Raw genomic sequence first — 11,727 nt, 5'->3', positions numbered from 1 at the left:
GAAGCTCGCCGGAACGCGGCGGGCGCCGCTCAGGCGGGATCGACGCCGATCAGAAGTTTGCCGCCGGCCATGAAGTTATGCGGCGGCACTTCCATGTTGGACGGGGCCGGGACGTTCTCGAACACTCGCCCGGCCAGGTCGAAGCGCGAGCCGTGGCAGGGGCAATAGAAGCCGCCGGGCCAGTCGGCGCCGATGTCGGCCGCGCCCGGCTCGGGCCGGTAACTGGGAATGCAGCCGAGATGGGTGCAAATGGCGGTGAGTACCAGGAATTCGGGTTTGAGCGAGCGCGACGGATTGGCCGCGTAGGGCGGTTGCTGCGGCTTGCGCGAGGCCGGGTCGACCAGCTGGTCGTCATGCCCGCCGAGCGAGGCGATCTGTTGGGGAGTGCGGTGCAGGATCCATACCGGCCGACCGCGCCACTCGACCGTCACCAGTTCGCCCGGGGCAATTTTGGTGGTGTCCGCCTCCACCGGGGCGCCGGCGGCGCGCGCCCGTTCGCTGGGCAACATCGAGGCGATGAACGGCATCGTCATTGCCGCCAGCCCGGCGCCGCCGAAGGCGATCGTGCTGGCCGTCAGGAACTGGCGGCGGCTTGCCTTGTAGCTTAGTGCCTTGTAGATGAGCGTCGTGGCCATGGCCGGTCTCGTCGTCTGCCACCCGGGAGTGTTTGCAGGTTTGACCGGCCAGGCGGCGGCAGGTTCGGGCAGGGCCGCCAAAACCGGCCTGACGGCGCTGAAAATGTGGATAATGTTCAGATGGATACTGCAACCAAAGAAAAAGTGCTCGCCGTGACCCGCCGCGGCCAGACCGTGGGCGAATCGACCGACTTCTTCCGCACCGCGCTCGGGCTGCATTACCTGGCCGCCTTGATGACCGACGACACGATCGACTTCAAGATCGTCGACCGCGAATTCAACCGCTTCATCTACCAGTCGATCGGCAAGGGCCACACGATCACCAGCGTGCTGCAGTTCATGAGCGGCGCCAAGGTGATCCCGGTGCTGGAATCGAAGCGCTTCCTGCCGGCGTTCGCCGAACACTGTCCCGAGGTGCCGGTCGACAGCGTGCCGTTCCTGCTGTCGCTGAACCTGTCGGTGGCGAAGAAAATCTCCGGGATCGACATCGCCGGGCCGGTGCTCGACTGGATCGAGCGCCAGAAGCTGCCCGAGGCGGGCGCGCCGGCGCCGCGCGACGTTTTATAATGGCGTTTTGACAGCGTCACTGGACACCGCCATGCCATCACAGCGTTCCCTCAATCCCTTCGATAGCCTGATCGTCAACGTCGACAAGGCGCTGCGCGTCATTGGCGGCGTCGCCACCTCGTCGCGCCCGAATCCGGCCGCGCATGCGGCCGACGCCACGCTCGACGAGCGTGAACAGCGCCACAGCGCGGGCCTGATGCGGGTCAACCATGTGGGTGAAGTGTGCGCGCAGGCGCTATACGATGCGCAGGCGCGCTTCGCCAAAAGCCCGCAGATGCGCGAGCAGTTCGAACAGGCCGGCCGCGAGGAAGAAGACCACCTGGCCTGGACCGCCCAGCGCCTGGCCGAACTCGGCTCGCAGCCGAGCCTGCTGAACCCGCTGTGGTATGCCGGCGCCTACGCCATTGGCGCGGTCGCCGCGCACCTCGGCGACGCGCGCAGCCTCGGCTTCGTGGTCGAGACCGAGCGCCAGGTCGAGGCGCACCTCGACAACCACCTGGTGCAGCTGCCGGCGCAGGATGCCAAATCGCGCGCCATCGTCGAACAGATGCGGCTTGACGAAATCGTCCATGGCGCCGCTGCCAGGGAGCTGGGCGCGGCCGAGACGCCGGCGCTGGTCAAGGCCGGCATGACGGCCATGTCCAAGGTGATGACCACCACCGCCTACTACATCTGACGCTTTACGGCGCCGGCGCGCCGGTTTCGACGATGTCGAACGAATGCGTGAAGGTGGCGCTCTTGGCCAGCATGATCGAGGCCGAGCAGTACTTCTCGTGCGACAGGTTGATCGCGCGTTCCACCGTGCTGTGTTTCAGGTTTTTGCCGCTCACCACAAAGTGGAAGTGAATCCGCGTGAACACCTTCGGGTCGGTCTCGGCGCGGTCGGCCTTGAGCGTGACGTCGCAGCCTTCGACCAGTTCGCGGCCGCGCTTGAGGATCAGCACGACGTCGTAGGCGGTGCAGCCGCCGGTTCCCAGCAACACCATCTCCATCGGGCGCGGCGCCAGGTTGTGGCCGCCGCCTTCGGGCGCGCCGTCCATCGATACCATGTGGCCCGAGCCGGTCGCGGCCCGGAAACTCATGCCCGACGGGCCATTCCAGCTGACTTTGACTTCCATTCCTGCCTCCGTTCAAAAACGTGACTATACCGCCAGTACGTAACGTTCGCTGCGCAAGCGCCAGCTGGCGAAGGCGACAGCGGCCAGCGCCGGGATCATCGAGCTGACAAACGTCATCAGGTAAGGCATTGCGCCGACGTCCTGGCCCTTGGCCACTTCGCCCAGCAAGGTCTGGTTCGACAGCATCGGCACCGCGTACATCCAGGCCGCCGTTTTCAGCTCCATCATCGACACCACCACGCCAGGAATCATCGGCACCAGCATGACGACGCTGGCCGTGGTCTGGGCTTCCTTGAACGATTTGGCGTTCATCGCCATCGCGATATGGACGGCGGCGGCCAGCATCGACAGCGGCACCGACGCCAGGCAGATCATCGCCAGGTCGAGCGAGGTGACGCGCCACGAGGTGCCCACTTCTTCCAGCGGCAGCCAGCTCAGGATGCCGTGCGCCAGCGCCAGTTCCAGCGTGATGGCGACCACTGACAAAATGCCGGCGGCCAGCCACTTGCCGCCGATGAGCTCCCAGGTGCGGATCGGTTGCGCCATCAACACTTCCATCGAGCGCCGTTCGCGCTCGCCGGCGGTGCTGTCGACCGCCGCAGACAGGCAGCAGCCGAAGGCCGGGAAGAACAGGAAGCCGATCATCGCGCCGATGATGCCCGAGCGGCCGGCGGTGCCGCCAGTGTCGTAGCGCTGCACCTTGACCGGCGCCATCGTCACCGGCGAGACGCCGTGCGCCAGCAGGCGCGCGCTGGCGATGTCCATACTGTAGGCGTTGAGCACCATCTCGACGTCGCGCACGCGCGCTCCATTGTCGATCGCCGAATCGAACCACAGCTCCACCTGCGCCGGGCGCATGGCCTGGTAGTTTTCGGTGAACTTGTCGTCGATGCGCAGCACCGCCACGACCTTGCGCGACTTGAGCAGTTCGGTGATCGCTTCCTCATCCAGCGCATCGACCTGCTGCACGGTGACGTTTTTCTGCTTGAACTGCGCCATCAGGTTGGGCGCCTGGGCCGCGCCGATCACCGCCAGCGCCATGCCTTCGCGCTCGGGCTTGGTGGCGCGCTCGATCTGCTTGTTGAGCATGTAGCCAAGCATCAGCGGATACATCAGCGTAAACAGCGCGAGCAGCACCAGCGAGCGGCGGTCGCGCAAGGTCTCGCGGAACTCCTTGATGAATACGACCATCGACTTTGACTTCATGCTGCGATCCCTTCTTCGCCGACCAGGCTGACAAACGCATCTTCGAGGTTGGCGATGCCGGTGCGCCGGCACAGCTCTTCGGGCGAACCCTGAGCCACCGTATGGCCTTTGGCGATCACGATCACGTCATCGCACAGGTGGGTCACTTCCTGCATCACGTGGGTCGCCATCAGCACGCAGCAGCCTTCCTTGCGAAGCACCGTGAGGGCGTTGCGCAGCGCGCGCGTGCTCATCACGTCGAGGCCGCGGCTTGGTTCGTCGAGCAGCAGGTGGCGCGGACGGTGCAGCAGCGTGCGCGCCATCGCCACCTTGATGCGCTGGCCCTGCGAGAAGCCCTTGGTCTGGCGCAGCAGGATGTCTTCCAGCGACAGCAGGTCGGCCACTTCGTCGATGCGCGCGCGCAGGGTTGCGCCGCCCATGCCGTTCAGTTCACCGAAATAGGTCAGGTACTCGCGCGTGGTCAGGCGTTCGTACAGCCCGAACTGGTCGGTTAGGAAGCCGATGTTCCGCCGTACCGCCATCGGATCGACGGCCGGGTCGATGCCGCCGATGGCGATGCTGCCGTGGTCGCGTTCGAGCAGGCCGACCAGCAGGCGCAGGAGGGTGGTTTTGCCGGCGCCGTTGGGGCCGAGCAGGGCGGTGATCTGGCCGTCGCGCGCGGTGAACGACACCCCGCCGAGAGCCTGCACCGCGCCGAAATGTTTGCGGACGTCGCTCGCTTCAATCATGTTTGCCTCGATGTTTAAGGATGTGGTCCGGCGCTGCCGACCTGGAAGGTGGGGGCGGGGATCTCGGACAGGCACTTGGCGTCGAGCTTCTGCGCCGGGTTGTCGAGGAAGGTGCGCAGCAGGCGCGGGCCGCAGCCAAGCTGCGAAATGCCGTGGCCCGCGTGGGTGACCACGACGTGCTGGGCGCGCGCAATGTGCTGGCCGGCCGCTTCGGCGCGGCGCGGCGGCGTGACCGGGTCGAGCGCGCCGGACAGCATCAGCACCGGCGCATCGATGCGCGTGGGGGCGCTCAGCGGCACCGCCGGCACCTGCGCGGCCTTGCACATGGTCTCCATCTGCTTGATGGTGCCGACGGCCAGCAGCGAGGCGCTGGCGTCGGCAGCGGCCATTTGCGGCGTCAGGCGCGAGTAGTCCTCGGCGCAGACTACCGCGACGTACAGGCCCATCGCCATCGGACCTTCGGTGGCAAAGTCGCCACTGGCGTTGCGGCGCGCGACGAACGGCTCCCAGCGGCCCTGGTGGGCGCTGTGGATCATATACGGCAGGCGGCGGCTGTCCTGCGGCGAGTACAGCACGTTGTGTACGGTCGACAGGAAGCGCGCGCGGGTCATCGACTCGCGCAGCGGCAGCGTGGTGCGCGGATTGGCGAGCGAGACTTCGACCGGGCCGGCGCCTAGGCGCGCTACCAGCGCGTCGAATTCGCTGCGCAGCGCCGGGAAGGCCTTGTTGCAGGCCTGGTCCTTGGCGCAGGCGCGGAACAGGCCATCGAGGGCGGCTTTGCCATCGACGCCGCCGGCCGGGATGATCTGGTCGGGCGCGGCGACGCCGTCGAGGATCAGCGAGCGCACCTGGGCCGGGAAGGCGCGCGCGTAGGCCTGGCCGAGGCGGGTGCCGTACGAGCCGCCCCACAGGTTGATCTTGCCGTAGCCGATCGCGCGACGCACCATGTCGATGTCGCGCGCGGCATTGGCGGTGGTGTAGGCGGAGAAGTTCTTGCCCAGGCTGGCGATGCAGCCGGCGGCAATCGCCTGCAACTGGGTGTCGCTCATGGTTTCGTATTCAGGCTTGCTGGCGCAATCGAGCTTGCCCGACAGGCCGGTGCCGCGCTGGTCGATGAACACGATGTCGCGGGTGGCGCGCACGCGGCGGAACACCTGGTCGAGGAAGCCAAGTACGTCGCTGCCGGCCTGGCCGGGACCGCCGGCAAGGATGAACAGCGGATCGGGGCGCGCCGATTCGCGGAAGGCCGGCGCCACCGTGACATGGATATCGATGGTGCTGGCAGGGGCGGCGTAGTCGAGCGGTACGGTGACCTTCAGGCAGCGCAGCGGCTCTTCGGAGCCGGGCAGGTGGCAGGTGCGGCCGGCCTGCGAGGGCGGCGTGGCGCCGGCGGCATGGGACGACAGCAGGAGCGGGAACAAGACGATGGCAAGGCAGGCGCTGAGTTTCACAAGGACTCCTAAAAAGGGTCTTTGCATACTAGTTTGGCACCGTTCCGCCAGTCAACTCATTTGGCATGAGCCGCCGATTGCTGGGCATCAAGTGCCGATTTGAGGCTGTGCCTGCATGAGACAGGGACCGCAAGCGCACCTTGACGCGGTAACGCCAGATGGGCTATGATTGTCGGCTTTCCGTTTGCTCAGGAAAGAAAATAAGGCCGAGTCCGCTGGTAGTGAAGGCGGAACCACCATTTGAGCGATTTAAAATATTAGGAAGTCATCATGAAAACTTTTTCCGCTAAAGGACACGAAGTCCAGCGCGATTGGTTCGTGGTTGACGCGACGGACTTGGTCCTCGGACGTGTTGCCAGCGAAGTGGCACTCCGACTGCGCGGCAAACACAAGCCAGAATTCACTCCGCACGTCGACACCGGCGATTTCATCGTCGTCATCAATGCGGGCAAGCTGCGCGTTACGGGCACCAAGGCAACTGAAAAGACGTACTACCGTCACAGCGGCTACCCAGGCGGCATCTACGAAACCAACTTCAAGAAAATGCAAGAGCGTTTTCCTGGTCGCGCGCTCGAGAAAGCGGTCAAGGGCATGCTGCCTAAAGGCCCGCTCGGCTACGCCATGATCAAGAAGCTCAAAGTGTACGCGGAAGGTTCCCATCCGCACGCTGCCCAGCAACCTCAAGCACTCGTGCTGTTCAAGTAAGGAACTGACATGATCGGTAACTACAATTACGGCACCGGCCGTCGCAAGAGTGCAGTCGCTCGCGTCTTCATCAAAGTTGGCACTGGCCAAATCATCGTCAACGGCAAGCCAGCGTCGGAATACTTCTCGCGCGAAACCGGCCTGATGGTCATTCGCCAGCCACTGGAACTGACCGGCAATGTCGAGCGTTTCGACATCAAGGTCAACGTCCACGGCGGCGGCGAGTCCGGCCAGGCTGGCGCGGTTCGCCACGGCATCACCCGTGCGCTGATCGACTACGACGCAGCACTGAAGCCAGATCTGGCGCGTGCAGGCTTCGTTACCCGTGACGCACGTGAAGTCGAGCGTAAAAAAGTTGGTCTGCGCAAAGCACGTCGCGCAAAGCAATTCTCGAAGCGTTAATTCGTTTCCCGGCAGCGCTACGGCGCTGCTACCGAAAAGCCGCCGGCTGCGAAGCCCGCGGCTTTTTGCTTTTGCAGCAACATTCCAAAATCGGGGACAGACCACCATTTTGGAAGATTCCAAAATGGTGGTCTGTCCCCGATTTTGGAATGTTCCCCGATTTTGGATTGTTTCGTTGATTTAGTCGGGCGCGGCGGGGATTTTGGGACGCTGTTAAAATTATTACCTTATCGGGCTTTGCCCAACCATTTAAGAAGGAATGAACATGATCAAAGTTGGCATCGTCGGTGGTACCGGTTATACGGGTGTGGAGTTGCTGCGCTTGCTGGCCGTCCATCCGGATGTGAAGCTGACCGCGATTACTTCGCGTAAGGAAGATGGCTTGCCCGTGGCTGACATGTTCCCGTCGCTGCGCGGCCGCGTCGACCTGGCGTTTTCGGCGCCGGATAAAGTCGACTTGAAGCAGTGCGACGTGGTGTTCTTCGCCACCCCGCACGGCGTGGCGATGGCGCAGGCGCCCGAGCTGCTGGCCGCCGGCGTCAAGGTGATCGACCTGGCTGCGGACTTCCGCCTGAAGGACCAGGCGTCCTTCGAGCAGTGGTACAAGATTCCCCACACCGCATCGCACTTGCTGGAAGAGGCCGTGTACGGCTTGCCGGAACTGAACCGCGAGGCGGTCAAGTCGGCGCTCCTGATCGCCAATCCTGGTTGCTATCCGACCACGATGCAGCTCGGCTTCGTGCCGCTGCTGAAGGCCGGCGTCATCGACGCCGGTTCGCTGATCGCCGATGCCAAGTCGGGCGTGTCGGGCGCCGGCCGCAAGGCGGAGATCGGCACCTTGTTCTCCGAGTCGAGCGACAACTTCAAGGCCTACGGCGTGTCCGGCCATCGCCACACGCCGGAAACCGTTGCGCAGCTGCAGCGTTTTACCGACCAGAAGGTCGGGCTGGTGTTCACCCCGCATCTGGTGCCGATGATTCGCGGCATGCACGCGACCTTGTACGCGCGCCTGACCAAGGACATCGATAACGCCGCACTGCAGGCCTTGTTCGAAGAGGCCTACAAGGATGCCGATTTCGTCGACGTGATGCCGTTCGGTTCCCATCCGGAAACCCGTTCGACGCGCGGCTCGAACATGCTGCGCCTGGCCTTGCACCGTCCCGAACAGGATGGCGCACCGGGCAACATGGTGGTGATCCTGGTGGTGCAGGATAACCTCGTCAAGGGCGCGTCCGGCCAGGCAGTGCAGTGCATGAACCTGATGTTCGGCTTGCCGGAGACCACCGGATTGCAGCAGATCGCATTGTTGCCTTAAGGATATAAACGGTATGCATTGCGTCGGGACGACCTAGATCAAAGCATCCAAGGATGAGCACGGTAAATTGGCAAGACCGTCTGGTCGCATTTACAAGGGGCTCATCATGTTCGGTCGCAACGCTAAAAGCGAAATTGATAGTCTGGTGGGCATTTCCGCCCGTATCGAGGGAGACCTCTGCTTTACCGGCGGCCTGCGCATCGATGGCGAGGTCCACGGCAGCGTGATCGCGGCCGAGGGCGCCGACAGCGTGCTGGTCGTGTCCGAGCATGCGCGCATCGAAGGTGAGGTGCGATGTGGAAATTTAATCGTCAACGGCTATATTGCCGGGCCGGTTTATTCGTCCGAAATGCTTGAATTGCAGCCGAAAGCCCGCATTGTAGGGGATGTCCATTACAAAACCCTCGAAATGCATGGCGGTGCCTTGGTAACCGGGCAATTAACGCACATGCAGACGGGGGAACCAGTGTTCCATCTGGCAACAGCTGAACTCTCCGCAGCGTGAGCAGCGCCAACGGACTATAATGATTCAAATTGTTCCCAAGTAGGAGTTCCCAATGAATGCAGTCGTCGAAAACCTGGACGCGATCCCCGTGCCGATCATCTTTACCGATAGCGCAGCGGAAAAAGTCGCGCAACTGATCGAAGAAGAGGGTAATCCCGACCTGAAACTGCGCGTGTTCGTGCAGGGCGGCGGGTGCTCCGGCTTCCAGTATGGCTTTACGTTTGACGAAATCGTCAACGAAGACGACACCACGATGGTCAAGAACGGCGTCCAGCTGCTGATCGATTCGATGAGCTACCAGTACCTGGTTGGCGCTGAGATCGACTACAAGGACGACCTCGAAGGCGCCCAGTTCGTCATCAAGAACCCAACCGCAAGTTCCACCTGCGGCTGCGGCTCGTCGTTCTCGGTATAAGTCTTACGCGGGGTAGAGGGCGCCCAGGATCCTTGGGCCCGTCGATCCCGTCACTGCCGGCAGGTTGCCCGCTTCGCGCTGCGTGAAGCGGTAGCCCAGCCAGGCAAACGCCAGCGCTTCCACCCGGTTGGGCGCCACGCCCAGCACCGCAGTCGATTCCACCCGCGTCGTTCCCCCCAAAGCAGCCGCCAGCAGGCGCAGCAGCTCGGCGTTGTACGCGCCGCCTCCGCACACATACACCGCATCCACCTCCGTCGACTCCTGCCTGATCGCGTCGGCAATGGTCCGTGCCGTCAGCGCGGTCAGGGTTGCCTGCACGTCTTGCGGCGACAAGGCAGGCCCTTGCGCCAGGCGCGCGTCCAGCCATTCGGCGTGGAACAGGTCGCGGCCGGTGCTTTTCGGGGCAGGCTGGGCAAAGTAAGGCTCTTCCAGCAAGGTGCCCAGCAACGCCGGGCTGACCGTGCCGGTCGCCGCCCAGGCGCCGTCGGCATCGTATTCCTTGCCCTGGTGGCGGCCGATCCACGCATCCATCAGCACATTGCCCGGGCCGGTATCGAAACCGCTGACCCTGCCGTCCGCGCGCAGCACGCTGATATTGCCGATACCGCCGATATTGACCACCACTCGGTTCTGTCCGGGCTGGCCGAATTGCGCCTGGTGGAAGGCGGGCACCAGGGGCGCGCCCTGGCCGCCGGCTGCGATGTCGCGGCTGCGGAAGTCGGCGATCACGTCGATGCCGCTCAATTCAGCGAGCAGGGCAGGATTATTGGTCTGGCGCGTGAAGCCGAGTTCGGGGCGATGGCGGATGGTCTGGCCATGCACCGCAATCGCCGCGACCCGCGTTGGCGCCTGCGGCAACAGCGCGGCGACGCATTCGGCGTAGCACCGTGCCAGCTGGTTCGCGGCCAGCGCCTCGCGCTCGATCTCGTTGTCGCTCTTGGCCTGCAGGGCCATCAGTTCGCTGCGCAAGGCGGCAGGGAAGCTGGTGAAGGCGGCCTTGATGGTGGTGATCTTGCCGTTGCTAAAGTCGGCCAGTACGCCATCGACGCCGTCCATGCTGGTACCGGACATCAGGCCAATGAAGAGGGGGGATGAATTTGTCATGCTGCGATTATGCGCGATTGCGCCTGACCTTGCCAGCGTACTACTTTGGGGGGCATCTCGACCTGCCCCCAAGGGACGAAAAAAAACCTTCCGCAAGGAAGGTTTTTTTTACCGCCTTGCGCGCAGCGGATTAGCGGGCGGCCATCGCGGTGCCGGCGCCGGCTGGACGCAGCAGCGCGAAGCGGTGCGACATGTCGGCGGCGGCCATGCGGAAGCGGGTCAGTTCCGCGGCGTTCAGCGGCGCTTGTTGAATCATTGCAACCTTGCGCGGATCGCGTGCTTCGTTGTTGACGCGGAATTCGAAGTGCAGGTGGGCGCCGGTGGACCAGCCGGTCGAGCCGACGTAGCCGATGATGTCGCCCTGGCTGACCTTGCTGCCGCGGCGGATGCCTGGCGCGAAGCGGCTCATGTGCGCATAAGCCGTCGAGTAGCTGGCCCAGTGCTTGATCTGCACGAAGTTGCCGTAGCCGCCCTTGCTGCCGGCGAAGTCGATGACGCCGTCGCCAACCGCGCGGATCGGCGTGCCGGTCGCCGCGGCGTAGTCGACGCCCTTGTGTGCTTTCCAGACACCCGAAATCGGGTGCGAGCGCATCGAGAAGCCGGAGGAAATACGCGAGAATGCCAGCGGCGACTTGAGGAATGCTTTTTTCAGCGACTTGCCGTCGAGACTGTAATAACCGCCACCCTGCTTGCTGTGCGGGTCTTCAAACCAGACCGACTGATAGGTCGTGCCGCGGTTGGTGAATTCACCAGCCAGTATGCGGCCAGCGCGTACCATGACGCCGTCTTGCCAGAAAGTTTCGTAGACGACATTGAAACGGTCGCCGCGCTTCAGGTCGGAGCGGAAATCGATATTGGTCGAGAACATCTCGATGATCTGGGCGACGATCGCGTCCGGCAGCTTGCTGCCATCGGAGTTCGAGTCGGTTGCCGCGTACAGCGACGACGCGATTTCGCGCGAACGCATTTCGACGCGGCGCTCGAGCTGGACCTGGCTCTCTTCGGCCTTGAAACGATCGCCGTGGCGCGCGATGGTGATGTTCTTGATTGGCAGGTCGCGGCTGTCGACAACGGTGGTGCGCAGCCACAGCAGCTGGCCGTTTTCGCCGGTGCGGGCCTGGATGCGCTTGCCGCTCTTGAGCTGCATGACGCCACGGGCGAGCTTGTCGGTCTTGATGAACTGGACTGCGTCGGCGTCGTCGACACCAAGGCGGGTCAGCAGCGCAGCGAGGGTGTCGCCCGGACGAACGCGCTCTTCCTGGTCGAACTGCTGTTCGTCATCCTGGAGGGCTGCGATCTGGTCTGCCAGGTTCGGCAACTCGAGATCTTGGGCGATGGAGACTTGGGGAATGCTGGACGCGTCAGGTGCGATTGGCGCGACAGCGGCGGTGCCGAAAGCGCAGACTGCCAGGAAGATCGCAGATGCGCTAAGGATGCGCGTCTTTCGCGTTGTGCCTAGCAGGCCGGTCCAGCTTTTGCCTGTGATTTTGTTTGTAGGGTTCATGCAATCAGTTAAAATTTGCTGCTTGAACATCCGTAAGACTACAACTTTTTATTTTTATTAACTGTGAGATGT

General features: G+C 63.6%; 14 protein-coding genes. 7 read left to right on the top strand and 7 right to left on the bottom strand.

What is annotated here, in order from left to right:
• Positions 1-29: 29 nt before the first annotated feature.
• Positions 30-635: a ubiquinol-cytochrome c reductase iron-sulfur subunit gene (petA, locus tag I4X03_RS16935; protein WP_223469415.1), complete on the bottom strand. Its 606-nt coding sequence runs from the start codon at positions 633-635 to the stop codon at positions 30-32.
• A 120-nt stretch (positions 636-755) separates the two neighbouring features.
• Between petA and I4X03_RS16930 the strand changes: the two genes are divergently transcribed.
• Both I4X03_RS16930 and coq7 read left to right on the top strand, forming a co-directional pair.
• A complete protein-coding gene (locus I4X03_RS16930) occupies positions 756-1,202 on the top strand; it encodes a hypothetical protein (protein WP_223469414.1) in 447 nt (148 codons plus the stop codon).
• A 31-nt stretch (positions 1,203-1,233) separates the two neighbouring features.
• On the top strand, positions 1,234-1,878 hold the full coding sequence (gene coq7 / locus I4X03_RS16925; RefSeq protein WP_223469413.1) for a 2-polyprenyl-3-methyl-6-methoxy-1,4-benzoquinone monooxygenase: 645 nt from the start codon (positions 1,234-1,236) through the stop codon (positions 1,876-1,878).
• Positions 1,879-1,882: 4 nt separating this feature from the next.
• Here coq7 and I4X03_RS16920 read toward each other — a convergent pair whose 3' ends face one another.
• The 4 genes from I4X03_RS16920 to I4X03_RS16905 are packed head-to-tail and all read right to left on the bottom strand — an operon-like array spanning position 1,883 to position 5,705.
• A complete protein-coding gene (locus I4X03_RS16920; RefSeq protein ID WP_223469412.1) occupies positions 1,883-2,320 on the bottom strand; it encodes an OsmC family protein in 438 nt (145 codons plus the stop codon).
• A gap of 24 nt (positions 2,321-2,344) precedes the next feature.
• A complete protein-coding gene (locus I4X03_RS16915) occupies positions 2,345-3,526 on the bottom strand; it encodes an ABC transporter permease (protein WP_223469411.1) in 1,182 nt (393 codons plus the stop codon).
• Entirely contained in the window at positions 3,523-4,254 is a 732-nt protein-coding gene (locus I4X03_RS16910) for an ABC transporter ATP-binding protein (RefSeq protein ID WP_223469410.1), read from the bottom strand. The genes I4X03_RS16915 and I4X03_RS16910 overlap by 4 nt, the downstream gene beginning before the upstream one ends.
• A gap of 14 nt (positions 4,255-4,268) precedes the next feature.
• Positions 4,269-5,705, bottom strand: a complete 1,437-nt coding sequence (locus I4X03_RS16905) for an alpha/beta fold hydrolase (RefSeq protein WP_223469409.1) — start codon at positions 5,703-5,705, stop codon at positions 4,269-4,271.
• A gap of 270 nt (positions 5,706-5,975) precedes the next feature.
• Here I4X03_RS16905 and rplM point away from each other — a divergent pair, with 270 nt between their 5' ends.
• The 5 genes from rplM to erpA all read left to right on the top strand — a co-directional run bounded on the left by rplM (position 5,976) and on the right by erpA (position 9,047).
• The gene (rplM, locus tag I4X03_RS16900; protein WP_131428568.1) at positions 5,976-6,410 is read left to right on the top strand and encodes a 50S ribosomal protein L13; all 435 of its coding nucleotides are present in this window, start codon (positions 5,976-5,978) and stop codon (positions 6,408-6,410) included.
• Positions 6,411-6,419: 9 nt separating this feature from the next.
• Positions 6,420-6,812: a 30S ribosomal protein S9 gene (rpsI, locus tag I4X03_RS16895; RefSeq protein WP_131428569.1), complete on the top strand. Its 393-nt coding sequence runs from the start codon at positions 6,420-6,422 to the stop codon at positions 6,810-6,812.
• A 265-nt stretch (positions 6,813-7,077) separates the two neighbouring features.
• On the top strand, positions 7,078-8,127 hold the full coding sequence (gene argC / locus I4X03_RS16890; protein WP_223469408.1) for an N-acetyl-gamma-glutamyl-phosphate reductase: 1,050 nt from the start codon (positions 7,078-7,080) through the stop codon (positions 8,125-8,127).
• A gap of 106 nt (positions 8,128-8,233) precedes the next feature.
• The gene (locus tag I4X03_RS16885; protein ID WP_223469407.1) at positions 8,234-8,632 is read left to right on the top strand and encodes a bactofilin family protein; all 399 of its coding nucleotides are present in this window, start codon (positions 8,234-8,236) and stop codon (positions 8,630-8,632) included.
• 52 nt (positions 8,633-8,684) lie between these two features.
• On the top strand, positions 8,685-9,047 hold the full coding sequence (gene erpA, locus I4X03_RS16880) for an iron-sulfur cluster insertion protein ErpA (protein ID WP_223469406.1): 363 nt from the start codon (positions 8,685-8,687) through the stop codon (positions 9,045-9,047).
• A gap of 3 nt (positions 9,048-9,050) precedes the next feature.
• On the opposite strand, the gene I4X03_RS16875 is transcribed toward erpA, so the two are convergent.
• Together I4X03_RS16875 and I4X03_RS16870 are read right to left on the bottom strand one after the other, a co-directional pair.
• Positions 9,051-10,151 carry an anhydro-N-acetylmuramic acid kinase gene (locus tag I4X03_RS16875; protein WP_223469405.1) on the bottom strand — a complete coding sequence of 367 codons (1,101 nt, stop codon included), beginning with the start codon at positions 10,149-10,151 and terminating at the stop codon, positions 9,051-9,053.
• A 130-nt stretch (positions 10,152-10,281) separates the two neighbouring features.
• A complete protein-coding gene (locus tag I4X03_RS16870) occupies positions 10,282-11,655 on the bottom strand; it encodes a M23 family metallopeptidase (protein WP_223469404.1) in 1,374 nt (457 codons plus the stop codon).
• Positions 11,656-11,727 lie beyond the last annotated feature (72 nt).

It is taken from the genome of Massilia soli (genome assembly GCF_016809835.1).
Lineage (GTDB): Bacteria > Pseudomonadota > Gammaproteobacteria > Burkholderiales > Burkholderiaceae_D > Telluria_A > Telluria_A soli.
This window is presented reverse-complemented; position numbering and strand designations above follow the sequence as displayed.

Coding starts and splice junctions, on each gene's coding strand:
- erpA (WP_223469406.1), top strand. CDS start 8,685: ATGAATGCAGTCGTCGAAAACCTGGACGCGATCCCCGTGCCGATCATC.
- argC (WP_223469408.1), top strand. CDS start 7,078: ATGATCAAAGTTGGCATCGTCGGTGGTACCGGTTATACGGGTGTGGAG.
- I4X03_RS16930 (WP_223469414.1), top strand. CDS start 756: ATGGATACTGCAACCAAAGAAAAAGTGCTCGCCGTGACCCGCCGCGGC.
- rpsI (WP_131428569.1), top strand. CDS start 6,420: ATGATCGGTAACTACAATTACGGCACCGGCCGTCGCAAGAGTGCAGTC.
- I4X03_RS16910 (WP_223469410.1), bottom strand. CDS start 4,254: ATGATTGAAGCGAGCGACGTCCGCAAACATTTCGGCGCGGTGCAGGCT.
- I4X03_RS16915 (WP_223469411.1), bottom strand. CDS start 3,526: ATGAAGTCAAAGTCGATGGTCGTATTCATCAAGGAGTTCCGCGAGACC.
- rplM (WP_131428568.1), top strand. CDS start 5,976: ATGAAAACTTTTTCCGCTAAAGGACACGAAGTCCAGCGCGATTGGTTC.
- petA (WP_223469415.1), bottom strand. CDS start 635: ATGGCCACGACGCTCATCTACAAGGCACTAAGCTACAAGGCAAGCCGC.
- coq7 (WP_223469413.1), top strand. CDS start 1,234: ATGCCATCACAGCGTTCCCTCAATCCCTTCGATAGCCTGATCGTCAAC.
- I4X03_RS16885 (WP_223469407.1), top strand. CDS start 8,234: ATGTTCGGTCGCAACGCTAAAAGCGAAATTGATAGTCTGGTGGGCATT.
- I4X03_RS16870 (WP_223469404.1), bottom strand. CDS start 11,655: ATGAACCCTACAAACAAAATCACAGGCAAAAGCTGGACCGGCCTGCTA.
- I4X03_RS16920 (WP_223469412.1), bottom strand. CDS start 2,320: ATGGAAGTCAAAGTCAGCTGGAATGGCCCGTCGGGCATGAGTTTCCGG.
- I4X03_RS16875 (WP_223469405.1), bottom strand. CDS start 10,151: ATGACAAATTCATCCCCCCTCTTCATTGGCCTGATGTCCGGTACCAGC.